The sequence below is a fragment of the Stenotrophomonas sp. ATCM1_4 genome, from assembly GCF_004348115.1.
Classification (GTDB): domain Bacteria; phylum Pseudomonadota; class Gammaproteobacteria; order Xanthomonadales; family Xanthomonadaceae; genus Stenotrophomonas; species Stenotrophomonas capsici.
On the sequence record NZ_QPFB01000001.1, the window covers coordinates 3,033,524 to 3,060,194 of the forward strand.

The following is a 26,671-nucleotide window of genomic DNA, read 5'->3' on the forward strand; positions in this document are numbered from 1 at the left end:
GGAAGATTCCAGTCAGCTCGCCTACCATCCCTCGAAAGGGGGAAAGTCTGAATGGCGAATGCGATCTTTACTGCTTCCGAAAGCTCTAGTTACGACGACCAGATCGAGCGGCGTTATCACTTCCCGAAGACCTACTACGGCCAGGCCGCACAGGCCGTTGGCGATCTGATCGCCTACTACGAACCCCGCCGCGATGCCGGGCAGAGCAGCAGTGGCGGACGACAGGCCTACTTCGCAGTCGCACGCCTCATCAAGATTGAGCCAGACAGCACGCTCGACGGCCACTTCTACGCCTATTTGGATCAGTTCCTTGAGTTCGACCGGGCCGTTCCTTTCAAGGAAGGCGGCACCTACTACGAGTCGCTGTTGCAGAAGGAGGACGGCAGCACTAACAAGGGCGCATTTGGGCGCTCTGTCCGACTGATCCCAGCGGATGAGTTTGAAGCGATCTTGAAAGCGGGCTTCACCTCTGCGCTGGAGCCATGGGAGCTTGCAGACGAGGCGGACAGCGATACCCCCGAATCCACTCCTCGCCCCATCATCCAGCAGGTCATCTCCCGGCGATTCCGTGACAGGGCCTTTCGCAAACACGTGCGCAACGCTTACTCCAATACCTGTGCAGTAACCGGCTTATGTCTCATCAACGGCGGCGGCCGGCCCGAAGTGCAAGCCGCGCATATCCTCCCCGTGGAAGCCGACGGTCCAGATACCGTGCGCAACGGCATCGCGCTGACCGCCACTGTGCACTGGCTATTTGATCGGGGTCTGATTAGCTTTGATGACCAGTACAACGTGTTGTTGTCCCCAGCTGGAGTTCCCGACGAGCTGGATAAGCTGATCCCATCGAAGCGACGGTTAACTGTCCCGGCCCACGCGGAGCAATGCCCGCATTCGACGTATTTACGCTGGCACCGAGAGAATCGATTCAAACGCTGAATGCAGGGTCGAAGACCACGCCAGCGTGCCTTCCCGGCCACTCCCTTTTTTTGGACGTCACGCATGGATGCAACGAGCAGCTCACCCCGCCACACCTCCGAAGAGCCACCCTTCTTACTTCGGAGCTTGCATTTCTCTGACCTCAACCAACTGTTGGATCAGTATCTCAACGGCATAGACGGCGCCAAGCCGGGAAAGTGGGAGCGTTACTCACTGATTCTGGGAATTGGCGGGGCGGGATTTGGACTGCTATTGGGCACGACCTTGAACGGCGTCGCCGGGGCAGTGGCCGCCTATGGCGGGCTATTTATCGAAACCATCGGCTTGTTGACTTACGCGGGACTGCAGATTCGTCGCGATTGGCATCAGTTCCGCCATGCGCGCGCCCACCACGCAAGCGAGCTTGAGTCCGGCTATCAGCAGTACCAGCATCTGGTAAAACTGACCCGCAGTTTTCCCTTGGCCGAGCGCAAGCGACGCCTGCGCTATATCCAGGATCGGCGCAACACGATGCATGATCGGCTAAGCCTTTTCACCGGCGGCATGGAAAGGCTGGGGGTCATTCCGTTACTTCTTGCCTTGTATTTGCAGTTCAAGGATTGGCGATGGGCCGACTGGAAGGCGATTTCCAACATCACCTTCGCTCAGGGCCTACTCGCCTTCATCCTAATGCTGGCCTATCTGTTGTTCTGGCATCTCATCCACCTAAGGGCACGGATTCAGGCCTATGAGCTCCTCCTGACCGAATCAAACAAGCGAGATGACGAGGAAGGCCGGGGGTAAATCGGGGGTGGGAACGAACTCTTACACTGTCTCTACGGGTCGTCCCCAGTAGCCGAGCTACCTTACCCTCGCCGGCACGCGGCGGAAGGGACGGTACAAATCGCACCTCGCCGCCAACGACGAACACCTCTTGCGATGCTATCGCTATATCGAACTCAATCCCGTCCGCGCCGGAATGGTGTCCCATGCAGGTGGCTACCGATGGTCGAGCTACCACCACAACGCGCTGGGCAGAGCCGACCCGCTCATTCGCCCGCACGTCTGCTACAGCAGCCAGGCCCGCTCAGAAGCAGAACGGCTGCATGCCTATCGAGAGTTGGTACAGCAGGCCTGCGATGAAGACGCCTCCCGCTTCAGCAACCACATACGACATCAGCGCCCAATGGGGAGCGACCGATTTCGAGCAGCCATCGAAGCCCAGTACAGTCGCAAACTAACACCTAGAAGAACTGGCCGACCCAAGAAACAAGGACCGGAGACTTAGAAACTCGACTCTGCCCCCTGCTTTCCTCACTCTGCCCCCACCCCCCTACTTATATTCAGGGGTTAGAGATTAACCGCACTTTTGTCAAGCTCGTAAGTATCCCCGTCCATAACCTTGCGGAGGATATCAACGGCAGCGTCGGTATATCGATGCCCCAACATCGCTGATTTGTGCCCCAATTTAATTGCAATGTGGTACTTATTATCAGTAGAACGCATATCAAAACCAGATTGATTTTGAAGCAGATTAATCAGCTCGCTTGCCTTATGCCATGTCTTAAAGCCAAGCTTCTGAGCTACGCCGATTAGAGCGTACTTATAGTCAATATTAACCTTGGATGGATCCGCAATTGAAGTAACACCAAAAAGTTTCGCAAAACTCTCGCCGGATTCTACAGTCTGCTCTAGCTGCTGAAAATCAACCTCTACGTGCTTCTTTGGAATATTTGATCGAACAAGCTCCACCGAGCGCGCCATCAATGCACGTAACAGCTTCGTGTTTATCTTCTCCAAATTTCCCGCCTGCCCGAAGGCTTTGAACACCCACTCAAACCCTGAAGCCACTATGCACTTAACTCGCACATTTACATCAGGCGCAACTGATATGACCTTGTCTCGCGGCGGGTACGACGAAGCATCAACAGAATCATCCCACTCCAGTATGTATATATTAGGAATCAGGCCATCTCCAGCGCGAGTCATTCGATAAACGTCATAGAGAATTGCCTTTATATTCGGATCCTCTGCGCGATAGCCAACGAAGAGCAGCGGATGGGTAATCCCCCCGCTTTTAGCGGCTGCCAAAAGTGGAGCTATGCGGCCATCGCCCGTGGAGGTTCGAGTCCTCTCCTGGGCACCACGACTCAAGAATGAAGAAACCCGCGAAAGCGGGTTTTTTCATGCCCGCGATCCAGCACGGAACAGGCGGTGCCGAGCCACGCTCGGCAAGCATCCCGGCGCAGCATGCCTGCGCTCACCCCCTGCATCACCCCTGCACGTCATCGCGCGAACTCCTTCGCATCGGCCACGCACGGCGCCGCGGCCAGCGTCACCGCACGCTCACCGCCTCGTGCATCAACGATGCCACCGGCATTGCACTCGCCTTGCGCGCTTCCCCCCTGAGGGAAGACATCGCGCCCGCCACCGGCAACGCCTTCGATCAATCGCACACCGCCGGCAGCGTCCTGCGGTTCAACGCCGCCCAACAAGCGGATGAGCGCATCCACGAGGTGCTCGCACGCGCGTTGCCCGCCGCAGTTGATGATGTCCGCAGGGACGCGATGCAGGACTGATGCAGCGCTGAAAAAAACCTGCGCATCGCCTGCGAAATCCTGTTGACATGTCGCGCGTTCTCCAACAGAATTCACGCCCTGAGTCGCCCAGGTGGCGGAATTGGTAGACGCACTAGTTTCAGGTACTAGCGGGTAAAACCGTGGAGGTTCGAGTCCTCTCCTGGGCACCACGACTCAAACAGATCAAACCCGCGAAAGCGGGTTTTTTCATGCCTGCAGTCCAGCACGAAAGAAGATCGAAGCAAGGCAGTGCCGGACCATGCCCGGCACGTATCCGGCAGGGCACGGCGCAGCACGGCAGCGCTCTACCGCTGTACCACCCGATCGTGCCGAGCCACGCTCGGCACGTATCCGGCACCTGCTCGGCCAACGCCGATCAATGACCGCCCGCCGATGCCGCGCCACCGCCCGCACCGAACGGCGGCTTGGCCATCCACACGATGCCGGTGATCAACAGGAACACCCAGCCCAGCAACAGGAAGATGTCGTTGAAGCCCATCTGCGAGGCCTGGTGCACGATCATGTTGTCCAGCACCGCGGCACCGCGCTGCAGATCGCCCTGCCCCATCGCGGTGACCTGCGCATGCATGCCCGGGTCGTACAGCGACACGTGCTCGGTCAGGCTGGCGTGGTGCTGCTGGGTGCGGCGCGCCCACAGCCAGGTAGTAAGCGAAGCTGCGAAGCTGCCGCCCAGGGTGCGCAGGAAGGTCGCCAGGCCCGAACCTGCCGCCACTTCACGACCATCCAGGTCGGACAGCACGATCTGCAGCACCGGCATGAAGAACAGCGCCACGCCCAGGCCCATCAACAGCTGCACGCCGGCCACATGCTCGAAGTTGACCTGCAGGTTGAAGCCCGCGCGCAGGAAGCAGGTCGCCGACAACACCACGAAGGCGAAGCTGGCCAGCGTGCGCATGTCGAAGCGGTGCCCGAACTTGCCCAGCAACGGCGCCAGCAACACCGGCAGGAAACCCAACGGCGCCGTGGCCAGGCCCGCCCAGATCGCGGTGTACCCCATGTCCCGCTGCAACCACTGCGGGATCATCAGCGCCACCGAGAAGAACGCGGCGTAGCCGACCACCATCGCCAGCGTACCGGCACGGAAGTTGCGGTGGCGCAGCAGGCGCAGGTCCACGATCGGATCCTTGTCGGTCAGCTCCCAGATCACGAACACCGCCAGCATCACCACCGCGATGCAGGTCAGCACCACGATCTTGGTCGAGGCGAACCAGTCTTCCTCGTTGCCCAGGTCCAGCATCAGCTGCAGGCAGCCCACGCCGATCACCAGGGTGACCAGGCCGACGTAGTCCATCTTCGGCTTCTCGACCTGCTCCACGCGGTGCCGCAGCTGGCCACCGACGATGGCTGCGGCGATCACGCCCAGCGGCACGTTGATCAGGAAGATCCATTCCCAGCTGTAGTTGTCGGTGATCCAGCCACCGAGGATGGGCCCGGCGATCGGCGCGACCACCGTGATCATCGCCAGCAGCGCCAGCGCCTGCCCCCGCTTCTCGCGCGGATAGATCGACACCAGCAGCGACTGGGTGATCGGGTACATCGGGCCGGCGACGAAGCCCTGCAGCGCGCGCGAAACCACCAGCATGCCCATGCTCTGCGCGATGCCGCACAGCAGCGAGGCGATGGAGAAGGCGATGGTCGCCCACATGAACAACTTCACCTCGCCGAAGCGCCGGCTCAGCCAGCCGGTCAGCGGCAGCGCGATGGCCGTGCTGACCGCGAACGAGGTGATGACCCAGGTCGCCTGCTGCGAACTGGCTCCGAGGTTACCGGCGATGGTCGGCAGCGAGACGTTGGCGATCGTGGTGTCGAGCACCTGCATGAACGACGCCAGCGCCAGGCCGGCCGTGCACAGCGCGACGTTGACCGGCGCCTGGCCGGCCTCCGCCTGCGGGGCTGCGGGAGCTTGAGCGGACATGGTGACCTCAGCCGGCGCGGGCCGACGACGGCAGGTTGCCCTGGATGATGGCGTGGATCAGCGCGTCGGCTTCCTGCAGCTGCCTGGCGTAGACCTCGGTGCCATACACGGTGCCCTTGGCGACGTCGGCCGGCAGCACGCTGCCCTTCTGGTCGTGCAGGTTCACCTCGGCCTTCATCGACAGGCCGATGCGCAACGGGTGGTCAGCCAGCTGCTTGGCATCGATGGCCACGCGCACCGGCACGCGCTGCACGATCTTGATCCAGTTGCCGCTGGCGTTCTGCGCCGGCAGCAGCGAGAACGCCGAACCGGTGCCCAGGCCCAGGCTGGTGATGTGGCCCTTGTAGGTCACCTCGCCGCCGTACAGGTCCGAGCGCAGTTCCACTTCCTGGCCCAGGCGCATGTGGCGCAGCTGGGTTTCCTTGAAGTTGGCCTCCACCCACATCTGCTCGGTCGGCACTACCGCCATCAGCGCGGCGCCCGGCTGCACGCGCTGGCCAACCTGCACCGAACGACGGGCCACGTAGCCACTGACCGGCGCCACGATGCCGGCGCGGGCATTGTTCAGATAGGCCTGGCGCAGCTGCGCCGCGGCGGCCTGCACGTCGGGCTGGGTGGCGATGACGGTGTCATCGACCAGCGCGCGGCTGCGCTCCACGCTTTCGCGCGAACCGGACACCGCCGCTTCGGCGGCCGCCAGTTCATCGGCGGCGTGGGCAAGTTCCTCGCGCGAGATCGCGCCGGTATCGGCCAGGCCCTTGCGCCGCGCGTAGTCCTCGCGGGCGCGCTTGAGCGTGACCTGGCGGGCGTTCAACTCGGCCTGCGCGCCTTCCACGCTGCGGTACATGCCGCGCACCTGGCGCACGGTGCGGGCCAGGTTGGCTTCGGCCTGCTGCATGGCCACCTCGGTGTCGGCCGGGTCCAGCTGCACCAGCAACTGGCCCTGCTCCACCTTCATGCCGTCATCGGCGGCGATGGACACCACCGTGCCACCGACCAGCGGGGTGATCTGCACCTGGTTGCCGACCACGTAGGCGTCGTCGGTTTCCTCGGCCCAGCGGCCCATCAGGTAGTACCACGCCACGAAGGCGACCAGCAGGATCACCACGATCAGGAACAGGCCGCGCAGCAGCTTGCCGCGGCGGCTGGGTGCGGCGGCGGCCGCGTCATTGGAATAAGTCTGGCTCATGGAAAGGACTCTCAGGAATTCGGAAGATCGGAAGCCTTGGCGGTACCCGGCAGCGCGTCGTCGCCGGGCTGGTAACCACCGCCCAACGCCGCGCTCAACTGCACCGAGGACAACAGCTGCTGCGACTGCAGGTTGCTCAGCCGCTGCTGCGCTTGCAGCAGCACGTCCTGGGTGCCGAGCACGTCCAGGTAGTTGCCGATGCCCGCGCGGTAGCGCTGCTGCGCCAGCGCGTTGGCCGACTGCGCGGTGGCCACGGCCTGCTGCTGGGCTTCCACCTGGGTGGCCAGCGAACGCACCGCGTTGACCTGGTCGGCCACCTCGCGCAGCGCCTGCACCACGGTGGTGTTGTAGCTGGCCACGGCCAGGTCGTAATCGGCGTCACTCTTGGCCAACCCGGCGCGCAGACGGCCACCGTCGAAGATCGGCAGGCTCAATGCCGGTGCCAGCAGGCCGAAGGTGGAGCCACTTTCCAGCAGGCTGCCGACGTCCTTGGACACCACGCCACCGAGCGCCATCAGATTGAGGCTGGGATAGAAATGCGACTTGGCGACATGGATCTGCTTGTCCGAGGCTTCCACCCGCCAACGCGCGGCGACCACGTCGGGACGACGACCCAGCAGTTCGCTGGGCAGCACGCCCGGCAGTTGCAGCGCCAGCGGGCTCAGCGCCTCCGGCACGGCGATCTGCAGGCCGCGGTCCGGCCCCTGGCCCAGCAATGCGGCCAGCCCGTTGCGGGCGGCATCGATCTGCTGCTGCGCCGCCAACTGCTGCTGCCGTGCCAGCGGGATGCGGGCTTCGGCCTGGCGCACCTGCAGGTCGCTGTCGATGCCGGCGCTGCGGCGCTGGCGGGTCAGTTGCAGCAACTGTTCCGAGCGTGCCAGCTCGTCATTGGCCACCCGCTGCAGGGCACCGGCGTGGGCCAACTGGGCGTAGCCCTGGACGATGGCCGCCGACAGGTCCAGCCGTGCCGCCTGCGCGTCCACCGCCGCGGCATGCCGGCTGTCCACCGCCGCTTCCCAGGCGGCGCGCTTGCCGCCCCACAGGTCCACGCCGTAGCTGAAGTTCAGCACGGTCTGCACGCTGCCGGCGTAGTGGCCACCGGCCTCGCCCAGCATCGATTCGGGCAGGCGCATGCCGGTGTAGCCCGGCGAGACCGACAGGCTGGGCATGCGTTCGGCCTTGCTGCCGGCCACCTGCGCCTGGGCCTGGCGCAAGCGCGCATCGGCCACTTCCAGCGACGGACTGTTGCGCAGCCCTTCGGCGACCAGCGCGTCGAGCTGGGCATCGCCCAGCGCACGCCACCAGTCCACGGCCGGGAAACCGGAGGCGCTCAGGTCATCACCGGCCAGGCTGCGGCCGGCCTGCAGGCCGTCCATGTCGAGCAGGCGTCCCTGCGGCTGCAGCCCACGGCTGCTGGCACAGGCGGTGAGCGCCAACGCCAAAACGCCCACCAACAGCGGGCGGGCTGATTGCAATGGATGAGTTTTCATGGGGAAGAGAGGGAGTCGCGGACTCGGGTCAACAGGGAAGTCAAAAGAGCGCGCTCGGCGTCGTCGAGGTCGCGCATGGCCAGGTCCATCACCCGGTCACCGCGCACCTTCAACTGCTGCCAGAGCGCCTGGCCTTTTTCGGTAAGCACGATCTGCAATGCACGCCGGTCCTGCGCATGCGGCTCGCGGCGCAGGCAGCCCAGCGCTTCGAGCTTGTCCAGCAGGCGCGTGACCGCGCTGGGCACCTGGTTGATGGCCTGGCCCAGCTCGGCCGCCGTGCACGGGCCCATGTTGGCCAGCACCTTCAGGCCCACGTAGTGGGTGAAATTGATGCCCAGGCCTTCTTCGGCCATGGCGGCATCGAGCTGGCGCACCAGCCCGTCGCCGACCTGGCGCAACAGCAGGCCGAAACTGGGGGGCATGGCGATCGGGGGCACGGACAGGCAGGAAATCATGGGGCGGCATATTATTTCCATTTGGAAATATTCTCAATGGAACATTTCCAACAAGAAGTGAATTCAGTGTTACAGATTTGGATCGAATCCTGCGCCGTGCCGGTTGCCGCGGCGGTACACGCTTGGCATCGCCGCCGCCATCCGGATAATCGGGCGGCTGGAAGCCGGCAGCCACGCCGCGGCTTCAACGTTCACAGGTAGCACCACCCGCAATGACCGACCTTGCACGCCCCGCGTTCCACGGCTTCGAACAGCAGCCGCTGCGTGAATACGCCGAACGCGCCTATCTCGATTACTCCATGTATGTGGTCCTGGACCGCGCCCTGCCGTTCATCGGCGACGGGCTCAAGCCGGTGCAGCGCCGCATCATCTACTCGATGAGCGAGCTGGGGCTGAGCGCCTCGGCCAAGCCCAAGAAGTCGGCACGCACCGTCGGTGACGTGATCGGTAAGTACCACCCGCACGGCGACAGCGCCTGCTACGAAGCGCTGGTGCTGATGGCCCAGCCGTTCTCCTACCGCTACCCGCTGATCGACGGCCAGGGCAACTTCGGCTCCAGCGACGACCCTAAGTCTTTCGCGGCCATGCGCTATACCGAATCCAAGCTCACCCCCATCGCCGAAGTGCTGCTGGGCGAGCTGGGCCAGGGCACCGTGGACTGGACGCCCAACTTCGACGGCACCCTGGAAGAGCCCAGCTGGCTGCCGGCGCGCCTGCCGCACCTGCTGCTCAACGGCACCACCGGCATCGCCGTGGGCATGGCCACCGACGTGCCCTCGCACAATCTCAATGAGATCGTCAGCGCGCTGGTGCACCTGATCGACGACCCGGACGCCACCGTGGCCGAGCTGTGCGAGCACGTGAAGGGCCCGGACTACCCGACCACCGCCGAGATCATCACCTCGCCGTCGGACCTGCGGAACATCTACGAGACCGGCAACGGCAGCGTGCGTGCACGCGCCACCTTCCTGCGCGAGGCCAGCAACATCGTGGTCAACGCGCTGCCGCACCAGGTCTCCCCGTCCAAGGTGATCGAGCAGATCGCCGCGCAGATGCGCGCCAAGAAGCTGCCGTGGCTGGAAGACATCCGCGACGAGTCCGACCACGCCAATCCGGTACGGGTGGTGCTGATCCCGCGTTCCAACCGCGTCGATGCCGAACAGCTGATGGGCCACCTGTTCGCCACCACCGACCTGGAGCGCAGCTACCGCGTCAACCTCAACGTGATCGGTCTGGACGGGCGCCCGCAGGTCAAGAACCTGAAGATGCTGCTCGGCGAATGGCTGCGCTTCCGCCAGGACACCGTCACCCGCCGCTTGACCCACCGCTTGCAGAAGGTCGAGCGTCGCCTGCACCTGTTGGAAGGCTTGCTGATCGCCTTCCTCAACCTGGACGAGGTGATCCGCATCATCCGCACCGAGGACGACGCCAAGGCCGCGCTGATCGCCCGCTTCGCGCTGAGCGAAGACCAGGCCGAGTACATCCTGGAGACCAAGCTCAAGCAGCTGGCCCGCTTGGAGGAAATGAAGATCCGTGGCGAGCAGGACGAGTTGGCCAAGGAGCGCGACAAGATCCTGTCGATCCTGCAGAGCAGCGCCAAGCTGAAGAAGCTGGTCAAGGACGAGCTGCTGGCCGATGCCAAGAAGTTCGGCGATGCCCGCCGTTCGCCGCTGGTGCAGCGCGTTGCCGCCCAGGCCATCGACGAGACCGAGCTGGTCGCCAGCGAACCGATGACCGTGGTGCTCTCGGAGAAGGGCTGGGTGCGCGCGGCCAAGGGCCACGACGTGGACGGCGCCACGCTGTCCTACCGCGAAGGCGATGGCCTGCTTGCCGCCACCCGCACCCGCAGCACCCAGCAGGTCGCCTTCCTCGACAGCGAGGGTCGCGCTTATTCCACGCCGGTGCACACCCTGCCCTCGGCGCGCGGCAACGGCGAGCCACTGACTGGCCGCTTCTCGCCGGCGGCGGGCAGTTCCTTCGTCACCGTGGCCAGCGGCGAGAACAACACCCGCTTCGTGCTGGCGTCCTCGCACGGCTATGGCTTCGTCACCCGCTTCGAGAACCTGGTCGGCCGCAACAAGGCCGGCAAGGCGATGCTCAACCTGAGCACCGGCTCGACGGTGCTGTCGCCGTCCGTGGTCGCCAACCCGGAGACCGACCGCATCGTCGCGGTGACCAGCGCCGGCAACATGCTGGCCATCCCGGCCGCCGACCTGCCCGAGCTGGACAAGGGCAAGGGCAACAAGATCATCGAGATCCCCAAGGCCAAGCTCTCCACCGAGCGCGTGGTGGCGGTGGTCGCGGTGGGCCCGGGCAACACCCTGCTGGTCCGCAGCGGCCAGCGCACGATGAACCTGTCGTTCAAGGACCTGGAAACCTACCTGGGCACCCGGGCCACGCGCGGGCATTTGTTGCCGAGGGGGTGGCAGAAGGTCGAAGGGCTGGAAGTCCAGTAATTCACTTCACTGGCGCGCGGCGGCGCATTCGGCAATGCGATTGCCGGATGTGTGCATGGCGCGGCAGAAGGTCGAAGGACTGGAAGTCCAGTAATCACCAAAAAGCCGGGCAGAACGCCCGGCTTTTTTTTTCGCAGGAGCGACCTCGGCCGCGAAGCCGATGAACGCGCCGGTCAGGCACGGCCTGCATCTGCAGCATGCCCGGCATCGCGGCCAACGCCACTCCTACAATGGTGCCCTCTTCCCTTGGACGAACCCCATGCATCCCGACTTCTGGCTCCAACGCTGGCATGACGGCCAGATCGGCTTCCACCGCAACGAGGTGATGCCGTTGCTGCAGAAGCACTGGCCCGACCTGCAGCTGCCCACCGGCAGCCGTGTGCTGGTGCCGCTGTGCGGCAAGACCCTGGACATGCATTGGCTGGCCGCGCAGGGGCACCGGGTGCTGGGCGTGGAGTTGTCATCGCTGGCCGTGGAGCAGTTCTTCGCCGAAGCCGGCCTCACCCCGCAGCGCCACCGCAGTGCCAACGGCGAGCACTATGTCGCGGGGCCGATCGAGATCATCTGCGGCGATGCCTTCGCGCTCGATGCGACACTGCTCTCCGACATCGCCGCGCTCTACGACCGTGCTGCGCTGATCGCCCTCCCGCCGGCGCTGCGCGAGCGCTATCGCGACACCGTCTATGCACGCGTGCCGCAGGGCTGCCAAGGCGTGCTGATCACCCTGGAGTACCCGCAGGACGAAAAGCAGGGCCCGCCGTTCTCGGTCGAGCAGCCCGAGGTGGAGCAGCTGTCCCGGCTGGGCTGGAAAGTGCAACTGGAAGAGCGCCGCGACATCCTCGACCAGCAACCGGACTTCCGCGCGCAGGGCGTGAGTGCGCTGTCCACGGCCGTGTATCGCTTGCTGCACGGCTGAAGACAGCCCTCACCCCAACCCCTCTCCCGCAGGCGGGAGAGGGGCTTGTCACGACCAGTCCACGGGCTCCGAGCCCCTCTCCCGCCTGCGGGAGAGGGGTTGGGATGAGGGTCGCTTCAAGGAAAAGCCCCATAAAGAAGAAGGGCGGCTCACGCCGCCCCTCCTCCGTCATCCCGATCAGTGCGCCGGGGTGCCCTTGGCGTCCATCTTGCTGGTCTGGTACAGCGCCAGGCCGATCCGCTTGATCAGGCCCAGCTGCTGCTCCAGCCACCAGGCATGGTCTTCCTCGGTGTCACGCAACTGCGCGATCAGGATGTCGCGGCTCACGTAGTCACCGTGCGCTTCGCACAGCTTCACGCCGGCGGCCAGGTTGGCGCGCACCTGGTATTCGACCTGCAGGTCCTTCTCCAGCATCTCCACCACGGTCAGGCCCGGCTCGAAGCCGTGCGGGCGCATGTCCGGGTTGCCGCCCAGGAACAGGATGCGGCGCAGCAGCGCGTCGGCGTGCTCGGTCTCCTCTTCCATCTCGTGGCCGATGCGTTCGTACAGCGCCTGCAGGCCCTGGTCCTCATAACGGCGGGAATGGATGAAGTACTGGTCGCGCGCAGCCAACTCGCCGCGCAGCAGCTCCTTCAGGCATTCGATGACTTCGGGTTTGCCCTGCATGGGGGTGCTCCTGATGGTTCGGAATGGGCATAGGGTGCCCTATCCCGCCGCGCAATGATCTAATCGGAATCACTTTCAGTTGCGCTTCCCCTCGCCGGCCCGCCTTTTGACACCTGCCGGCTTCACAAGCTGTCTACAATCGCCGGACACACCTGACCGGGGGTAGGCCTGTGCTGCGTTGGCTGATGCGTTCACTGGGGATCTTGCTGGGTCTGTTGCTTGTTCTGGTTCTGGTCGTCTGGCTGCTGCTGCGCGGCAGCCTGGCCCAGTTGGATGGCGAGTTGCTGTTGCCCGGGCTCAGCGCCCCGGTCAGCCTTGATCGCGATGCCAACGGCATGCTCACCGTGCAGGCCGCCAATGAGGCGGACATGGCGCGTGCACTGGGCTACGTGCACGCGCAGGAGCGCTTCTTCGAGATGGACCTGATGCGGCGCGCCGCCGCCGGCGAGCTGTCCGAACTGTTCGGCGCCGCCGCCCTGCCCCGCGACCGCGCCATGCGCGTGCACCGGCTGCGGGCACGCACCCATGAAAACCTGGGCGTGGCGCTGGGCGACAAACGCGCGGTCATCGAGGCCTACCGCGAGGGCGTCAACGCCGGCCTGGCCGCCCTGCCGGTGCGCCCCTGGCCGTACCTGCTGCTGCGCCAGCAACCACGGCCGTGGGAACTGGAAGACTCGGTCCTGACCGGATTGGCCATGTATGCCGACCTGCAGGACACCAGCAATACCCGCGAACTGGCGCTGGGGCGCATCCGCGAGGTCGTGCCTCCGGCCCTGTATGCCCTGATCAGCCACGACGGCAGCAGCTGGGACGCGCCCCTGTTCGGAAACGCGCGTGGCGATGCGGTGCTGCCGGGGGCGGATGCCTTGGATCTGCGCGTTGTGCCGCCCGCGCAGGGCGACGCGACGGCAGCCCCCTCTCCACCCTCCGCGTCGCAGAGGGTCCCCCTCTCTCCCGCAGGGGGGAAGAGAGGCCTCGGCGGGCCGCCGGAGGCGGCCGATTACTTTCCGGGGAGCAACAACTTCGCCGTGTCCGGGGCGCTCACCGCCGACGGCCGCGCGATCATCGCCGATGACATGCACCTCACCCTGCGCGCACCCAACATCTGGTTCCGCGCGCGCCTGCGCTATGCCGAACCCACCGCGCCGGACGGCAACATCGATGTCACCGGCTTCACCCTGCCCGGCCTGCCGGCGGTGATCGTCGGCAGCAACACGCGCGTGGCCTGGGCGTTCACCAACAGCTACATCGACACCGCCGACTTCGCGCCGCTGCCTGCGGACACGCCGCTGCGCGAGTACGTGGAATCCATTGCCGTCGCCGGGCAGGCGCCGGAACGGCTGCTCGTGCGTGAATCCGACTGGGGACCGGTGCTGCATGACACCCCCGATGGCTCGCTGCTGGCGCTGCGCTGGGTGGGCCAGCTGCCCGGCGCGGTACGCCTGGACTTCGCCGACATGGCCAAGGCCGCCGACCTCGATGCCGCCTTTTCCGTAGCCGACCGCTCCGGTATCCCGGCGCAGAACCTGCTGGTCGGTGACCGCAAGGGACGCATTGCCTGGCGGCTGATCGGCGCACGTCCGGACCGGAGCCAGGACTGTTCGCATGGCATCGATACCCCTGCCCAGGCGGTGCCCGCCACGCCGACGACGTGTAGCGCGTGGGCGATCCGCTCCGACCAGGCCCCGTCACTGGTCGACCCGCCGGACCACCGCCTATGGACCGCGAACGGGCGCGTACTCGACGGCCCGGCGCTGGCGGTGGCCGGCAACGGGGGCTACGACTTCGGCGCACGCGCCCGGCAGATCCGCGACGCCCTGTTCGCACGCCAGCAGTTCACCGAACGCGACCTGCTCGCCATCCAGCTCGATGACCGCGCCCTGCTGATGGAACGCTGGTGGAAGCTGTTGCGGCAGACCGTCGAGCACAGCAGCGATCCCGCGCTGCAACGGCTGGAAGCGGCCACCCGCAGCTGGGAAGGCCACGCCAGCGTCGACTCGGTCAGCTACCGGCTTGCCCGCGGCTTCCGCGGCATCCTGCTCGACAACCTGCAGGCCGCGCTGCTGGCACCCGCGCAGGCCACCTTGGGCGATGACTTCATCGCGCCCAACCTGCCGCAGATGGAGGGCGTGGCCTGGCCACTGCTGACCGAACGGCCGGTGCACCTGCTGCCGCCACCGTTCAAGAGCTGGGATGCGTTGCTGGCCGAGAGCGCCGTCCAGCTGGAGAAGGACCTCACCGCCCAAGGGGCGGACCTCACCCAGCGCACCTGGGGCGAACGCAACACGGCGGCCATCTGCCACCCGGTCAGCCGCGCACTCCCGGAACTGTTCAAGCGCTGGCTGTGCATGCCGCGCCAAGCCCTGGCCGGTGATGGCGACATGCCGCGCGTGGTCGGCCCCTCCTTCGGCGCCTCCGAGCGCATGGTGGTCTCACCCGGACATGAAGCCGACGGCATCGTGCACATGCCCGGCGGCCAGAGCGGTCATCCGTTGTCGCCGTTCTGGGGCGCGGGCCATGAGGATTGGGTCAAGGGCACGCCGACTCCGTTCCTGCCCGGGGAACGCGTGCACACGCTGCGCCTGAGCCCACGATGATCCCGGCCGGCAGGAGCGCGTCCGGTCGGCGGGGCCACTGCAATGAAGCCCGGCCGGCCATGCGCCGCCGGGCCATCCCTCATGCGGCGGTCACTTCAGCCGCACGGTCCACTCCACCTCCAGCATGTCCTGGGCATTGAACAGGCGCTCCACCTGTACCCAGGAGGCAGCCGGATAGCGACCATCGGCAAAGAACGCCTTTCGTTCCGGGATGGCCTTGACCAGGGCATCCATGTCGGTGGTGAACGCGGTTTCCTTCACCACCTGACTGCTGTCGGCACCGAAGCGCTGCAGGATCTCGTTCAATTTCCCGTAGCAGCGCTGCACCGCCTCCTGCATGTCCTTGCCCCGGCACGGCACGCCGGAGATATGCAGCGTGTCGCCGTCACGGACCACGCCGCTGTAGCCGATGTCCGCCTCCCAGCTGCCCAGCGAATGCCGTTCCAGCGGGACCTCCGTCGCCTGCGCCAGGCCACACGCCAACAGGCCGGCAATTCCCAGCATCAATGCGCGCATCATTCCTCCTCCCCGTCATGGAAATGCCGTCACCGGCGATCGATACGACGGGACCCGCATCCGTGCGGGGCCCGCCGCGCTGCTCAACCGGCCAGTGCCTGCTCATGCACGCCGGCCACGGCGCGACCGGAGGGGTCGGCCATGCTGGCGAAACTGGCATCCCAGGCAATCGCGGCCGGCGAGGAACAGGCGATCGACTTGCCGCCCGGCACCGTCTCCGACGCCGCGCGGCTCGGGTAGAACTGTTCGAACAGGTGGCGATAGTAGTACGCCTCCTTGGTCTGCGGCGGGTTGTACGGGAAGCGCTTGTCGGCCGCGGCCAGCACGCGGTCGCTGACCTGTTCCTCGGCGTGCGCCTTGAGCCCGTCGATCCAGCCGTAGCCGACGCCGTCGCTGAACTGCTCCTTCTGCCGCCACAGGATCTCCTTCGGCAGGTAGCCCTCGAAGGCTTCGCGCAGCACCGCCTTCTCGATGCGGCCGCCGGCCTTGTCGACCATCTTGGCGCGCGCGTCCATCTTCATCGCCACGTCCATGAACTCGCGGTCCAGGAACGGCACGCGCGGCTCCACGCCCCAGGCCATCATCGACTTGTTGGCCCGCAGGCAATCGTAGTTGTTCAGCCCGTCGAGCTTGCGCACCAGTTCCTCATGGAACTCGCGCGCGTTCGGCGCCTTGTGGAAGTACAGGTAGCCGCCAAAGATCTCGTCGCTGCCTTCGCCGGACAGCACCATCTTCACGCCCATCGCCTTGATCCGGCGCGCCAGCAGGAACATCGGCGTGGAGGCGCGGATGGTGGTGACGTCATAGGTCTCGATATGCCGAATGACTTCCGGCAGCGCATCCAGCCCTTCCTCGAAGGTGTACTCGAACCCATGGTGGACGGTGCCCAGCGCCTCGGCGGCAACCTTGGCCGCGGCCAGGTCCGGCGAGCCCTTCAGGCCGATGGCGAAGCTGTGCAAGCGCGGCCACCAGGCCTCGCTCTGGCCGCCGTCCTCGATGCGATGGCGTGCATAGCGCGCGGCCACCGCCGCGACCAGCGACGAATCCAGCCCGCCGGAGAGCAGCACGCCATACGGCACGTCGGTCATCAGCTGGCGGTGCACGGCGCGCTCGAACGCCTCGCGCAGTTCCTGCAGCGGCACGTCCACGCCCTGGACCGCGTCATAGTCACGCCACGGCCGCTCGTAGTAGCGGGTCAGCGTGTCGGTGCTGCTGTCGTACCAGTGGCCCGGCGGGAACTGCGCCACGTCGGCGCAGGTATCGGACAGTGACTTCATCTCCGAGGCCACGCACAGGCGGCCCTGCTTGTCATGCCCCCAGTACAGCGGCACCACGCCGATCGGGTCGCGGGCGATGATCGCGCGGCCCTTGGCCTTGTCCCACAAGGCGAAGGCGAAGATGCCGTTGAGGCGGTTGAGGAACGATGCCGGTTCGTCCTGCCGGTACAGCGCGTTGATCACCTCGCAGTCCGAACCGGTCTGGAAGGCGTAGGGCTGGGCGAGTTCCTTCTTCAGCTCCTGGTGGTTGTAGATCTCGCCGTTCACCGCCAGCGCCAGTTCGCCGTCCTCGGACAGCAGCGGCTGCGAGCCGCCGGCCGGATCGACGATGGCCAGCCGCTCGTGCACCAGGATGGCGCCGGTGTCGACGTAGACGCCGCTCCAGTCCGGGCCGCGGTGGCGCTGGCGCTGGGATTGGTCAAGCGCCTGGCGACGCAGCGCCTGCAGGTCATCGCCCGGTTGCAGGCCGAAAATGCCGAAGATGGAACACATGGGAAAGCTCCTGGGGTTGTGTGGGGACAAGCATTCGAAGCAACGGCATGGGGACGGCGCAGCCGCTTGGTATTCCCGCCCGGCCACAAAAAAACCCGCATCGACCGATGCGGGTTTTCTGGTGTCCTGAGCGTGTTGCCTGTTCTAGCTCTGGTCGCAGTCCCGCATCGGCCGCGCACGATTATTCGCGCGCAGATTATTGCGGTTGTTGTTGTTGTTGACGGCGGTGGCCAGGAACGAGGACATGGCGCTGACCGTATCCCTGTTTTGGCGGCCGCGCAACTGTTGCTCGCGCAACCGATTCAGCGGTTGGGCCGCCACGGTCCCGGATAATCCCCTGCCCTGCCAGGACTTCACGGATGATCCCCCACGCTCCCCGCCTGCTCCTGGGCGCGCTCGCCCTGTTCATCCTGGCCGGCTGCGCGTCCACCCGGACACACCGGCCAAGCGACGACAGCGAACGCCAGGCCCTGGCCGCCACCGCCGATGGCCAGTTCGATTCGGCCCTGCGCATGGCGCGCCTGTACCGGTCCCGCAACGATCCGCGGGCACTGGACTGGTACGCACGCGCCGCGGCGATCCCGCCCCGCACCCACCACAGCGCCAGCGCCGAGGAACAGCTCGGGACAATCCTGGAACGTGGCCGGCTCGACAGTGGCGATGCACCACAGGAACCCGGGCACGTCGTGCTCAAGCCATCGCCACGCAAGGCCTACCGCTGGTACCGCAGCGCCGCCTACCACGGCTCGCCCTATGCCATGGCCGACCTGGGGCGGTGGCATGCCGATCGCGGTGACATGGCCGGCGCGCTGCGGTGGCGGATGCGCCACGCGGTCTACATGCGCGAGTTGTACAAGCTCGCGCCCCTGCGCGCGGCGGCGGGTGAGCCGGCATCGGTCGGCCGCCTGCGCCTGGACGGGCCATCGTTGAACGCCGTGATCGCGCGCATCCAGCGCGACGCCGCGCGTGGCGACGCCGAGGCGCAGGTCGATCTCGGCACGCTGCACGAAGCCGGACTGGGCGTGGCCGAAGACACCACCGAAGCGCTGCGCTGGTACCAGCGCGCGGGCGCACAGGGCAACGTCTACGGGCAGTACTTCGCCGGACTGGCGCTGGGACGCGGCAGCAAGGGACTGCAGGCCGACGTGGACGCTGCGGCGGCGTGGTTCGCACAGGCGCAGGCCCAGCAGTTCTATCGGGCCGAAGAAGCCTACTGGCGCAAGGCCATCGCCCCGCCCTTCTTCATCTTCGAATAGGGCGCCTGCCCCGCGCCCGGGTCCTGCATCGTCGAATGCCGGCCGCCGCGTCGCCGCCGGCGGGCAGCGGCTAGGCGAGCAGGCGCTCGATCAGCCGCTGGTACAGCGCCGGCAAGGCTTCCAGGTCGGCCACGCGCACGTTCTCGTCCACCTGGTGGATGCTGGCGTTCACCGGCCCAACCTCAATGCACTGCGCGCCCAGCGGCGCGATGAAGCGTGCATCGGAAGTGCCACCGCCGGTGCTTTCTTCCGGCGGCGTGCCGGCGAACCCGGCCAGCACCTCGCGCGCGACGCTGCGCAGGCGCCCTTCCGGCGTGTAGAACGGCTCGCCGCTGCGATGCCAGTTCAATTCGTAGTCCAGGTGATGGCGGTCGAGCAGCGCGGTGATCTCCGCCTCCAGCTGGTCGGCATTCCAATGCGGGTTGTAGCGCAGGTTGAACATCACCTGCAGCTCGCCGGGGATCACGTTGTTGGCGCCGGTGCCGGCGTTGATGTTGGACACCTGCAGGCTGGTCGGCGGGAAGCTCTCATAGCCATCGTCCCAATGCCGTGCGGTCAGCTCGGCCAACGCCGAAGCGGCCAGGTGGATCGGGTTGCGCGCCTTGTCCGGATAGGCCACGTGGCCCTGCACGCCCTTCACCCGCAGCTTGGCCGACAGGCTGCCACGCCGGCCCACGCGCAGCAGGTCACCGAGCCTTGCGGTGGAAGAAGGCTCGCCGGTGATGCACCAGTCGATGCCCTGCCCGCGCTCGCGGAACAGGCGCGCCACGTGGCGCACGCCATCGATGGCATCGCCCTCCTCATCGCTGGTCAGCAGCACCGCCAACGTGCCCGGATGCTGCGGATGCGCGGCCACGAACTGCTCGGCGGCGACCACGAACGCGGCCACGCTGCCCTTCATGTCGGCCGCACCACGCCCATACAGTACGCCTTCGCGCACGACCGGAGTGAACGGCTCACTGGCCCATTGCTCGGCCGGGCCGCTGGGCACCACGTCGGTGTGACCGAGCAGCACCAGCACCGGCGCACCACTGCCGTGGGTGGCCCACAGGTTGTCGACTTCGCCCAGGCGCAGGTGCTCGCAGTGGAAGCCGGCGGCGGCCAGGCGCCCGCCGATCAACTGCTGGCAACCGGCATCGTCCGGGGTTACCGAGGGGCGCGCGATCAACGCGCAGGTCAGGTCGAATACGTCGCTCATGGGGGCCTCGTTCGAGGGTGCGCCGGGCTTTTCGCCGCGGTTGTTTCGGCGGTGGTGGTTTCGCGGCCGAGGCCGCGCCTACGTTGGATTCAGGCGATGTCGAAGCGCTTCTTGAAGCCGTTGTCGCTGAAGCCCTGGCTGAACTGGCCATCCTCGGTGATCACCACCGGGCGCTTGATCAGCTGCGGGTATTCGCGCAGCAGCAGTTTCCACTCGGCATCCGACGCGGCGCCCTTGCGGTTGTCCGGCAGCTGCCGCCAGGTGGTCGAGGACTTGTTGATCATCGCCTCGAAACCGCCGGCCTTGCCGGCCCATTCCAGCAGCGTTTCCGGGCTGGGCTTGTTGTCGCGGTAATCGACGAAGGTGTAGGCGACGTTGAAGCGGTCCAGCCACTTGGTGGCCTTCTTGCAGGTGTCGCAGTTCTTCAAACCGAAAACGGTGGTCATTGTTCAATGCTCGCGATGATGTACTCCCCTCTCCCGTGTACGGGAGAGGGGTTGGGGGTGAGGGCAAGCTCCAGGTTTGCGTGCATCAACAGCACAGAAGCGCCCTCATCCGGTGCTTCGCACCACCTTCTCCCGCTCGCGGGAGAAGGGAACTTCCGGGGCTGCTGCGTTAGTCGGCCAGGCCGCGCAGCAGGTCGTTGACGCTGGTCTTGCTGCGGGTCCGGGCATCAACCTGCTTGACGATCACCGCGCAATACAGCGAGTGGGTGCCGTCCTTGGACGGCAGCGAACCGCTGACCACCACGCTGTACGGGGGGATGTAGCCGTAGCTAATCTCGCCGGTGGCGCGGTTGTAGATGCGGGTGCTCTGGCTCAGGAACACGCCCATGCCGATCACGCTGTGATGGCCGACGACCACGCCTTCCACCACTTCCGAACGCGCGCCGATGAAGCAGTGGTCCTCGATGATGGTCGGGCTGGCCTGCAGCGGCTCCAGCACACCACCGATGCCGGCACCGCCGGACAGGTGGCAGTGCTTGCCGATCTGCGCGCACGAACCCACCGTGGCCCAGGTGTCGACCATGGTGCCCTCGCCCACGTGCGCGCCGATGTTGGTGAAGCTCGGCATCAGCACCACGTCCTTGCCGAAGTGCGTGCCGCGGCGGGCGATCGCGCCCGGCACCACGCGCACGCCGGCCTGGCGGAAGCGGGTTTCGTCATAGCCTTCGAAGCGCGATTCGACCTTGTCCCAGAACGGTGCCGGACGGCCTTCCATCACCGCCATGTCGTTGACGCGGAAATACAGCAGCACCGCCTTCTTCAACCACTCGTTGACCTTCCAGCCGCCGTTGCCATCGGGCTCGGCGACGCGGAACTCACCCGACTCCAGTCCATCGATCACGCGGTTGACCAGCGGGCGGGTCGACCCTTCCATCTCGTCGACGGTCAGCATCGCGCGGCGCTCGAACGCGCTCTCGATGCTGAACTTCATTTCCGCCACGCCCGGCGCCGGCGGCTTGCGCAGGCTGCGCGGCCCCACCGATTCGATGGCCTTCGGCTTGGCGGCGGCCACCGCCTTCTTCACGACTGGCTTGGCCGCTGCAGCGGGCTTCTTCACCACCGGCTTCTTTGCAACGGGCTTCTTCGCAACAGGCGCGGGGGCTGCCGGCTTGGCGGCGGTCTTCTTGGTCGGTGCAGCCTTCTTGGCGGCGGGTTTCCGGGTGGCCATCAGTGGGGGTCTCCTGGCGTTTTTTCAGGCTCCAGGCTGGCCAGCAACGCTTCGCGCAGGGCCTGCCGGGAGGATTCGGTAAGGGGTTGGTCGTGCCGGTCGGTCAACTGGAACTGGTCTTCGGCGCGCTCGCCGAACGTGGCGATGCGCGCATCCTGCACGCGCAGTTGCTGGTCACGCAGGACATGCGCCACGTCGGCCAGCAGGCCGGGGCGATCCGGCGCCACCAGGTTCAACAAGGTGCGGTCGGCATGCGTGGACTCGATGAACTCGATCCGCGGCGCGAAGCGGAAATGCTTGAGCTGGCGTGGCATCACCCGCCGCGCCGGCCGCAGGATCTGGATATTGCCGGCCAGCGCCTTGCGCAGCGCCGCCTCCAGCCGCGCGGTATCACCATCGGCGAAGTTCACCGCCGGGGTCACTTCGAACGTATCGAAGATGGTGTCGTCCGGGCCGTCCAGCACGCGCGCGCGGTGGATGCCGTACCCGGCGCGGTCCAGCGTCATCACGATGGCGGCGAACAGGCCATCGCGGTCCAGCGAATGCACGAACACTTCCAGTGCATCGCTCTCCGGGGTGATGCGGCGCACCTTCACCAGCGTGCCGCCCTTGCGCACCTCCACCAGCGAGGCCGCCTGCCACACCAGCTGTTCGGGACGGAAGCGCAGGAAGCTCTCGTCCGGCATCGCCGCGAACTGGCGGTCGATCACCGCGTCGGCATGGCCGAGCAGCCGCATCTGCTCGCGCACGTTGTCACGTGCTTCCTGCACGCGCTCGGCTTCGGGCAAGGTGTGCTCGCCACCTTCGCGCAGCGCGCGACGGGTGGCGAAGTACAGGTCGGCCAGCAGGCGGTCCTTCCAGGCATTCCACAGCTTGGGGCTGGTGCCGGCGATATCGGCGCAGGTCAGCAGGTACAGGTAATCCAGCCGGTCGCGGTCGCCCACCAGCGCGGCAAACCGCTGGATGACGTCCGGGTCGGTGATGTCCTGCTTCTGCGCCGTCACCGACATGCGCAGGTGCTGTTCCACCAGCCATGCCACCAGTTCGGTGTCCGAGGCGCTGAGCTCATGTGCGGCGCAGAACCCGCGTGCATCCACCGCCCCCAGTTCGGAATGGTCGCCGCCGCGTCCCTTGGCGATGTCGTGGAACAGGCCGGCCAGCAGCAGCAACTCGGGCTTGCGCAGGCGCGGCCAGACTTCATGGGCGATGGAGAAGCGCTCATCCGCGCGCCCGGAAGCGAACAGACCGATGTTCCGCAGCACCATCAAGGTGTGCTGGTCCACCGTGTAGACGTGGAACAGGTCGAACTGCATGCGCCCGGACACCTGCGCGAACGCCGGGATCCACTGGCCGAGCACGCCCAGGCGTGCCATCCGGGCCAGCGTGTCGACCGCGCGCGGGCCGCGCAGCAGCGCCATGAACTGGTCGCGCACCGCCACGTCCACCTCGGTGTACGCGGGGATCTCGTCCAGCATCTCGGCCAGGCCACGCGCGGTCATCGAATGCAGGCCACGCACGTCCGGGGTGCGTGCCCAGCAGGCAAACAATGCGAACAGGCTGCGGATGTCGCCATGCGGCCAGGCGGGGTCGTCGGCGGACAGGTAACCGCGGCGCAGCGAGAAACCATCGCCCACCGGCTCCGGGCTCGCCTCGCCGTCGAACTGTTCCTCGAAGCGCTGCAGCAGGCGGTCGCTGATGCGACGGATCACCGCGGCGCTGCGATAGAAGCCCTGCATCATCTTTTCCACGCCCAGGCTTTCGGCGTCATCGACGAAGCCCATGCGCGCGGCGAGCGTCTTCTGGTGATCGAAGCGCAGCCGTTCCTCGGCACGCTGGGCGACCAGGTGCAGGCCGAAGCGCAACCGCGCCAGCACCAGCCGCTCGCGCTTGAGGGCAGCGGCCTCGTCCAGGCCCAGGTGGCCCAGGCCCACCAGCGCGTCGATGTTGCTCACCCCGAAGGCGCGCAGCGCCATCCAGCCCAGCGTGTTGAGGTCGCGCAACCCGCCCGGGCCGTCCTTGATGTCCGGCTCCAGGTTGTCGGCGGTGTCGCCGAAGCGCTGGTGCCGCCGCTGCAGTTCCTCGCGCTTGGCCAGGAAGAATTCGCGCGCCGGCCAGACCAGCCCGGGGGCGACCGCGCGCGCCAGCGCCTGCTGCGCGGCGTTGCCGGCGCACAACGGGCGTGCCTCGATCAACGCAGTCAGCACGGTCTGGTCGGCGGCGGCCCGGGTGCACTCCTCGGCCGAGCGCACTGCATGGCTGGCCGGCAGGCCGGCGTCCCACAGCAACGCGAACAGGCGCGCCAGGCCCGCCTCATGCGCCTGTTGGGCCGGCACCTCGCCCAGCACCAGCAGGTCGATGTCCGAGCGCGGGAACAACTCCCCCCGCCCGTAGCCGCCGACCGCGAACAGGGACAACGCGGCATCGCCGATGCAGCGCTGCCAGGCCTGGCGGATCAGCAGGTCGGCCGCGCGCGCGCGCAGCCCGAGCAGGCGCTCGACGTTGTCGCCCTGCTCGAAGCGTTTGCACAACCGCGCATCGGTATGCGCCAGTGATTGCCGCGCCTGCGCGGCCCACTGCGCATCACCGGCAGGATCTGCCGGCGCGTCCGGTACGGAATCGACCTGACCCGCCGGCAGTTGGCTCATGCCTGCGCGGATTCGGCTGGCGACAGCGTCAGCACTTCCACGCCGTCTTCAGTCACCGCGATCATGTGCTCCCACTGGGCCGACAGCTTGCGGTCCTTGGTCACCACGGTCCAGCCGTCGGGCAGTACCTTGGTGTAGCGGGTGCCTTCATTGATCATCGGCTCGATCGTGAAGGTCATGCCCGGCTTGAGCACCAGGCCCTGGCCCGGACGGCCGTAATGCAGCACCTGCGGCTCGTCGTGGTAGACCTTGCCGATGCCATGCCCGCAGTACTCGCGCACCACGCTGAAGCGTTCGGATTCGGCGTATTCCTGGATGGCGTGGCCCACGTCGCCCAGCGTCGCGCCCGGCTTGACCGCACGGATGCCGCGCCACATGGCTTCCCGGGTGGTCTCCACCAGGCGCTTGGCCATCACCGACGGGGTGCCGACGTAGTACATGCGGCTGGTATCACCGTGCCAACCATCCTTGATGACGGTCACGTCGATGTTGACGATGTCGCCGTCCTTCAACACCTTGGCTTCGCTCGGGATGCCATGGCAGATGACGTTGTTGACCGAGGTGCAGACGGTCTTGGGGAACCCGCGGTAGCCCACGTTGGCCGGGATCGCACCCTGCACGTTGATGATGTGATCGTGGCAGATGCGGTCCAGTTCCTCGGTGGTGACACCGGGCTTGACGTGCGGACCAATGATGTCGAGCACCTCGGCAGCCAGGCGGCCGGCGATGCGCATCTTCTCGATTTCTTCAGGGGTTTTCAGTTGGATTGCCATCGGCGGATTATCGCGCATTTGGGGAGATCGCTGAACCTTTCACATTATTAAACGTTTAGGTGCCCCGGCGGCCGACCGGACCGGCCGCCCCCGATTGCCGGCAAAGGCCCTGCTGACAGCAGCCCTGTCGAATTGGCGGCAATTTGGCCGACAAACATCACAAAAACCCCGGATCCGGCCATATCTCATCCTTTGGCCCGGCGGCCAGACAGCACACTGGATCCCGCACCTGCTCCCACATTCCTGTCTTGCTGCAAGGGCTCGCCAACGCGGCAGCCGGTGCCCCACTCCCCCCGCGCAAGGATCCCAATGAACGCTCGTACCGCTCATCTGTTCGCCGGCCTGTTGGCCGCCTCCATGCCCAGCGCCGCCCTCGCCGCCACGGATACCGCCCAGTTCCAGGTCAAGATCGTCATCACCGAGTCCTGCGATGTGCACACCATCAGCGCCACGGACATCGACTTCGGCACCCACGCGCGCTCCACCGACGCCACCCCGATCGACAAGCAGGGCGCCCTGCAGCTCAACTGCACCAAGGGCACGCCCTACCAGATCGCCATGAATGCCGGCCTCAACCCGACCAGCCCCACGGCATCGGCCGACAACCGCAGGATGGTCAGCGCCGACAACCGCTACGTCCGGTACGGCCTGTACCGTGACGCAGCGCGCACCGACTTCTGGGGCGATGTGAGCAACACCAACACCCTGGCCGGCACGGGCACCGCGGCCACCCAGTCCATTCCGGTGTATGGGCGCGTCCCGGGTACCGACGCCCCCGCCGGCACCTATGTGGACACGGTCACTACCACCGTCATGTACTGAGCGGGCCCTCATGTCCCCACGCCACCCGCCCGCGTCGCGGGTGGCGAGCCTGCGCGGGCTCGCCACCGCCGCATTTGCGTTGCTGCTGATCGCCGCGGGCAGCACACATGCGGGCAACCTGCAGGTCGCCCCGATCCTGCTGGAGTTTGCCCATGGCCAGCACTCGCAGACGCTCTGGCTGGCCAACACCGGGCAGCACCCGCTGCGCGCGCAGATCCGCGTCCAGCAGTGGACACAAGCGGGGCAGCAGGACGTGTTGCAGCCCTCCGACGCCCTGCTCGCCAGCCCGCCACTGATCGAGATCGCGGCGGGCCACAGCCAATTGGTCCGGCTGGTACAGGCCGAGCCCGGCATCAATGACCTAGAGAAAGCGTTCCGCCTGATCGTCGACGAGTTGCCCGGCGACGCGGATACCCCCGTCCCTAGCCTGCAGTTCCTGCTGCGTTATTCCATCCCCGTGTTCGTACTGCCGCCCGGTGCAGTCCCCCAACTGGAGCGCAGCGGCGGCCGCCTGCCAACGGACGCACACCACCTGCAGGGCCACTGGACGAAGGAACGCGGCAACCTCTCCCTGGTGCTGCACAACCACGGCACACAACGCATCCGCATCAGCCAGCTGCGCTGGGTGACGCCCACGGGCCCGGACATCGAATTGTCTCCGGGCCTGTTGGGCTACGTGCTGCCGGGTGCCGGCGTGCGCTGGACACTGCCCCTGCCTTCGCCCCTGCACGGCAACGGCACGCTTCACGCAAGACTCAATGACGACACCGACCCACAAGCACTGCCGCAGATCGCTGCCGGCCAGTAGGCTTCGGCAGG

23 protein-coding genes and 1 tRNA gene are annotated in these 26,671 nt (G+C 66.4%); 10 read left to right on the top strand and 14 right to left on the bottom strand.

The features are described from left to right. Positions 1–51 precede the first annotated feature (51 nt). Positions 52–936, top strand: a complete 885-nt coding sequence (locus ATCM_RS14030) for an HNH endonuclease (RefSeq protein ID WP_132865103.1) — start codon at positions 52–54, stop codon at positions 934–936. Between the two features lie 63 nt (positions 937–999). Then, a complete protein-coding gene (locus tag ATCM_RS14035; RefSeq protein WP_132865104.1) occupies positions 1,000–1,719 on the top strand; it encodes a hypothetical protein in 720 nt (239 codons plus the stop codon). Between the two features lie 546 nt (positions 1,720–2,265). On the opposite strand, the gene ATCM_RS14040 is transcribed toward ATCM_RS14035, so the two are convergent. Then, positions 2,266–3,069, bottom strand: coding sequence for an SIR2 family protein (locus ATCM_RS14040; protein ID WP_207911816.1), 804 nt, complete (start codon positions 3,067–3,069; stop codon positions 2,266–2,268). A gap of 2 nt (positions 3,070–3,071) precedes the next feature. On the opposite strand from ATCM_RS14040, the gene ATCM_RS14045 reads away from it, so the two are divergent. Then, positions 3,072–3,494 (top strand): hypothetical protein, encoded by a 423-nt coding sequence (locus ATCM_RS14045; RefSeq protein WP_132865105.1) that lies wholly within the window; start codon positions 3,072–3,074, stop codon positions 3,492–3,494. An 85-nt stretch (positions 3,495–3,579) separates the two neighbouring features. After that, positions 3,580–3,664: transfer RNA gene (locus ATCM_RS14050), tRNA-Leu, on the top strand. 206 nt (positions 3,665–3,870) lie between these two features. Here ATCM_RS14050 and ATCM_RS14055 read toward each other — a convergent pair. The 4 genes from ATCM_RS14055 to ATCM_RS14070 are packed head-to-tail and all read right to left on the bottom strand — an operon-like array spanning position 3,871 to position 8,531. Next, the gene (locus tag ATCM_RS14055; RefSeq protein WP_132865106.1) at positions 3,871–5,430 is read right to left on the bottom strand and encodes a DHA2 family efflux MFS transporter permease subunit; all 1,560 of its coding nucleotides are present in this window, start codon (positions 5,428–5,430) and stop codon (positions 3,871–3,873) included. A gap of 7 nt (positions 5,431–5,437) precedes the next feature. Then, positions 5,438–6,619 (bottom strand): HlyD family efflux transporter periplasmic adaptor subunit, encoded by a 1,182-nt coding sequence (locus tag ATCM_RS14060; protein WP_132865107.1) that lies wholly within the window; start codon positions 6,617–6,619, stop codon positions 5,438–5,440. Between the two features lie 11 nt (positions 6,620–6,630). Next, on the bottom strand, positions 6,631–8,109 hold the full coding sequence (locus tag ATCM_RS14065; protein ID WP_132865108.1) for an efflux transporter outer membrane subunit: 1,479 nt from the start codon (positions 8,107–8,109) through the stop codon (positions 6,631–6,633). Beyond that, a complete protein-coding gene (locus ATCM_RS14070; RefSeq protein ID WP_132865109.1) occupies positions 8,106–8,531 on the bottom strand; it encodes a MarR family transcriptional regulator in 426 nt (141 codons plus the stop codon). The genes ATCM_RS14065 and ATCM_RS14070 overlap by 4 nt, the downstream gene beginning before the upstream one ends. Positions 8,532–8,776: 245 nt before the next feature. Between ATCM_RS14070 and parC the strand changes: the two genes are divergently transcribed. Together parC and ATCM_RS14080 are read left to right on the top strand one after the other, a co-directional pair. Beyond that, positions 8,777–11,020, top strand: coding sequence for a DNA topoisomerase IV subunit A (gene parC, locus ATCM_RS14075; RefSeq protein ID WP_132865110.1), 2,244 nt, complete (start codon positions 8,777–8,779; stop codon positions 11,018–11,020). A 259-nt stretch (positions 11,021–11,279) separates the two neighbouring features. After that, positions 11,280–11,936 (top strand): thiopurine S-methyltransferase, encoded by a 657-nt coding sequence (locus tag ATCM_RS14080; protein ID WP_132865111.1) that lies wholly within the window; start codon positions 11,280–11,282, stop codon positions 11,934–11,936. A 177-nt stretch (positions 11,937–12,113) separates the two neighbouring features. Here ATCM_RS14080 and ATCM_RS14085 read toward each other — a convergent pair whose 3' ends face one another. Continuing rightward, the gene (locus tag ATCM_RS14085; protein WP_132865112.1) at positions 12,114–12,602 is read right to left on the bottom strand and encodes a bacterioferritin; all 489 of its coding nucleotides are present in this window, start codon (positions 12,600–12,602) and stop codon (positions 12,114–12,116) included. A 185-nt stretch (positions 12,603–12,787) separates the two neighbouring features. Here ATCM_RS14085 and ATCM_RS14090 point away from each other — a divergent pair, with 185 nt between their 5' ends. Continuing rightward, entirely contained in the window at positions 12,788–15,199 is a 2,412-nt protein-coding gene (locus ATCM_RS14090) for a penicillin acylase family protein (protein ID WP_132865113.1), read from the top strand. Positions 15,200–15,289: 90 nt separating this feature from the next. Here the strand turns inward: ATCM_RS14090 and ATCM_RS14095 are convergent, their stop codons facing one another. From ATCM_RS14095 to ATCM_RS14105, 3 genes are all read right to left on the bottom strand, one after another. Continuing rightward, entirely contained in the window at positions 15,290–15,715 is a 426-nt protein-coding gene (locus tag ATCM_RS14095) for a RidA family protein (protein WP_165931185.1), read from the bottom strand. Between the two features lie 83 nt (positions 15,716–15,798). Next, a complete protein-coding gene (gene asnB, locus ATCM_RS14100; RefSeq protein ID WP_132865115.1) occupies positions 15,799–17,484 on the bottom strand; it encodes an asparagine synthase B in 1,686 nt (561 codons plus the stop codon). 144 nt (positions 17,485–17,628) lie between these two features. Then, on the bottom strand, positions 17,629–17,841 hold the full coding sequence (locus ATCM_RS14105; RefSeq protein WP_132865116.1) for a hypothetical protein: 213 nt from the start codon (positions 17,839–17,841) through the stop codon (positions 17,629–17,631). A 2-nt stretch (positions 17,842–17,843) separates the two neighbouring features. On the opposite strand from ATCM_RS14105, the gene ATCM_RS14110 reads away from it, so the two are divergent. Continuing rightward, on the top strand, positions 17,844–18,740 hold the full coding sequence (locus ATCM_RS14110) for a tetratricopeptide repeat protein (RefSeq protein ID WP_132865117.1): 897 nt from the start codon (positions 17,844–17,846) through the stop codon (positions 18,738–18,740). Positions 18,741–18,810: 70 nt separating this feature from the next. On the opposite strand, the gene dapE is transcribed toward ATCM_RS14110, so the two are convergent. From dapE to map, 5 genes are all read right to left on the bottom strand, one after another. Beyond that, complete coding sequence (gene dapE, locus ATCM_RS14115; RefSeq protein WP_132865118.1) at positions 18,811–19,938, bottom strand: succinyl-diaminopimelate desuccinylase; 1,128 nt, start codon at positions 19,936–19,938, stop codon at positions 18,811–18,813. An 89-nt stretch (positions 19,939–20,027) separates the two neighbouring features. Next, the gene (locus tag ATCM_RS14120) at positions 20,028–20,384 is read right to left on the bottom strand and encodes a Spx/MgsR family RNA polymerase-binding regulatory protein (RefSeq protein ID WP_132865119.1); all 357 of its coding nucleotides are present in this window, start codon (positions 20,382–20,384) and stop codon (positions 20,028–20,030) included. Positions 20,385–20,553: 169 nt separating this feature from the next. Beyond that, on the bottom strand, positions 20,554–21,612 hold the full coding sequence (dapD, locus tag ATCM_RS14125; RefSeq protein WP_132865120.1) for a 2,3,4,5-tetrahydropyridine-2,6-dicarboxylate N-succinyltransferase: 1,059 nt from the start codon (positions 21,610–21,612) through the stop codon (positions 20,554–20,556). Beyond that, on the bottom strand, positions 21,612–24,257 hold the full coding sequence (locus ATCM_RS14130; RefSeq protein ID WP_132865121.1) for a [protein-PII] uridylyltransferase: 2,646 nt from the start codon (positions 24,255–24,257) through the stop codon (positions 21,612–21,614). The genes dapD and ATCM_RS14130 overlap by 1 nt, the downstream gene beginning before the upstream one ends. After that, a complete protein-coding gene (map, locus tag ATCM_RS14135; protein WP_132865122.1) occupies positions 24,254–25,030 on the bottom strand; it encodes a type I methionyl aminopeptidase in 777 nt (258 codons plus the stop codon). The genes ATCM_RS14130 and map overlap by 4 nt, the downstream gene beginning before the upstream one ends. 309 nt (positions 25,031–25,339) lie before the next feature. On the opposite strand from map, the gene ATCM_RS14140 reads away from it, so the two are divergent. Both ATCM_RS14140 and ATCM_RS14145 read left to right on the top strand, forming a co-directional pair. Then, positions 25,340–25,852 carry a spore coat U domain-containing protein gene (locus ATCM_RS14140; protein ID WP_132865123.1) on the top strand — a complete coding sequence of 171 codons (513 nt, stop codon included), beginning with the start codon at positions 25,340–25,342 and terminating at the stop codon, positions 25,850–25,852. Positions 25,853–25,862: 10 nt separating this feature from the next. Beyond that, positions 25,863–26,660, top strand: coding sequence for a fimbria/pilus periplasmic chaperone (locus ATCM_RS14145; protein WP_207911817.1), 798 nt, complete (start codon positions 25,863–25,865; stop codon positions 26,658–26,660). Positions 26,661–26,671: the final 11 nt, after the last annotated feature.

Excerpts from the sequence above, each read along its gene's own strand:
- ATCM_RS14030 (WP_132865103.1), top strand. The coding sequence starts at position 52 with ATGGCGAATGCGATCTTTACTGCTTCCGAAAGCTCTAGTTACGACGAC.
- ATCM_RS14035 (WP_132865104.1), top strand. The coding sequence starts at position 1,000 with ATGGATGCAACGAGCAGCTCACCCCGCCACACCTCCGAAGAGCCACCC.
- ATCM_RS14045 (WP_132865105.1), top strand. The coding sequence starts at position 3,072 with ATGAAGAAACCCGCGAAAGCGGGTTTTTTCATGCCCGCGATCCAGCAC.
- ATCM_RS14055 (WP_132865106.1), bottom strand. The coding sequence starts at position 5,430 with ATGTCCGCTCAAGCTCCCGCAGCCCCGCAGGCGGAGGCCGGCCAGGCG.
- ATCM_RS14060 (WP_132865107.1), bottom strand. The coding sequence starts at position 6,619 with ATGAGCCAGACTTATTCCAATGACGCGGCCGCCGCCGCACCCAGCCGC.
- ATCM_RS14065 (WP_132865108.1), bottom strand. The coding sequence starts at position 8,109 with ATGAAAACTCATCCATTGCAATCAGCCCGCCCGCTGTTGGTGGGCGTT.
- ATCM_RS14070 (WP_132865109.1), bottom strand. The coding sequence starts at position 8,531 with ATGCCCCCCAGTTTCGGCCTGCTGTTGCGCCAGGTCGGCGACGGGCTG.
- parC (WP_132865110.1), top strand. The coding sequence starts at position 8,777 with ATGACCGACCTTGCACGCCCCGCGTTCCACGGCTTCGAACAGCAGCCG.
- ATCM_RS14080 (WP_132865111.1), top strand. The coding sequence starts at position 11,280 with ATGCATCCCGACTTCTGGCTCCAACGCTGGCATGACGGCCAGATCGGC.
- ATCM_RS14085 (WP_132865112.1), bottom strand. The coding sequence starts at position 12,602 with ATGCAGGGCAAACCCGAAGTCATCGAATGCCTGAAGGAGCTGCTGCGC.
- ATCM_RS14090 (WP_132865113.1), top strand. The coding sequence starts at position 12,788 with ATGCGTTCACTGGGGATCTTGCTGGGTCTGTTGCTTGTTCTGGTTCTG.
- ATCM_RS14095 (WP_165931185.1), bottom strand. The coding sequence starts at position 15,715 with ATGCGCGCATTGATGCTGGGAATTGCCGGCCTGTTGGCGTGTGGCCTG.
- asnB (WP_132865115.1), bottom strand. The coding sequence starts at position 17,484 with ATGTGTTCCATCTTCGGCATTTTCGGCCTGCAACCGGGCGATGACCTG.
- ATCM_RS14110 (WP_132865117.1), top strand. The coding sequence starts at position 17,844 with ATGATCCCCCACGCTCCCCGCCTGCTCCTGGGCGCGCTCGCCCTGTTC.
- dapE (WP_132865118.1), bottom strand. The coding sequence starts at position 19,938 with ATGAGCGACGTATTCGACCTGACCTGCGCGTTGATCGCGCGCCCCTCG.
- ATCM_RS14120 (WP_132865119.1), bottom strand. The coding sequence starts at position 20,384 with ATGACCACCGTTTTCGGTTTGAAGAACTGCGACACCTGCAAGAAGGCC.
- dapD (WP_132865120.1), bottom strand. The coding sequence starts at position 21,612 with ATGGCCACCCGGAAACCCGCCGCCAAGAAGGCTGCACCGACCAAGAAG.
- ATCM_RS14130 (WP_132865121.1), bottom strand. The coding sequence starts at position 24,257 with ATGAGCCAACTGCCGGCGGGTCAGGTCGATTCCGTACCGGACGCGCCG.
- map (WP_132865122.1), bottom strand. The coding sequence starts at position 25,030 with ATGGCAATCCAACTGAAAACCCCTGAAGAAATCGAGAAGATGCGCATC.
- ATCM_RS14140 (WP_132865123.1), top strand. The coding sequence starts at position 25,340 with ATGAACGCTCGTACCGCTCATCTGTTCGCCGGCCTGTTGGCCGCCTCC.
- ATCM_RS14145 (WP_207911817.1), top strand. The coding sequence starts at position 25,863 with ATGTCCCCACGCCACCCGCCCGCGTCGCGGGTGGCGAGCCTGCGCGGG.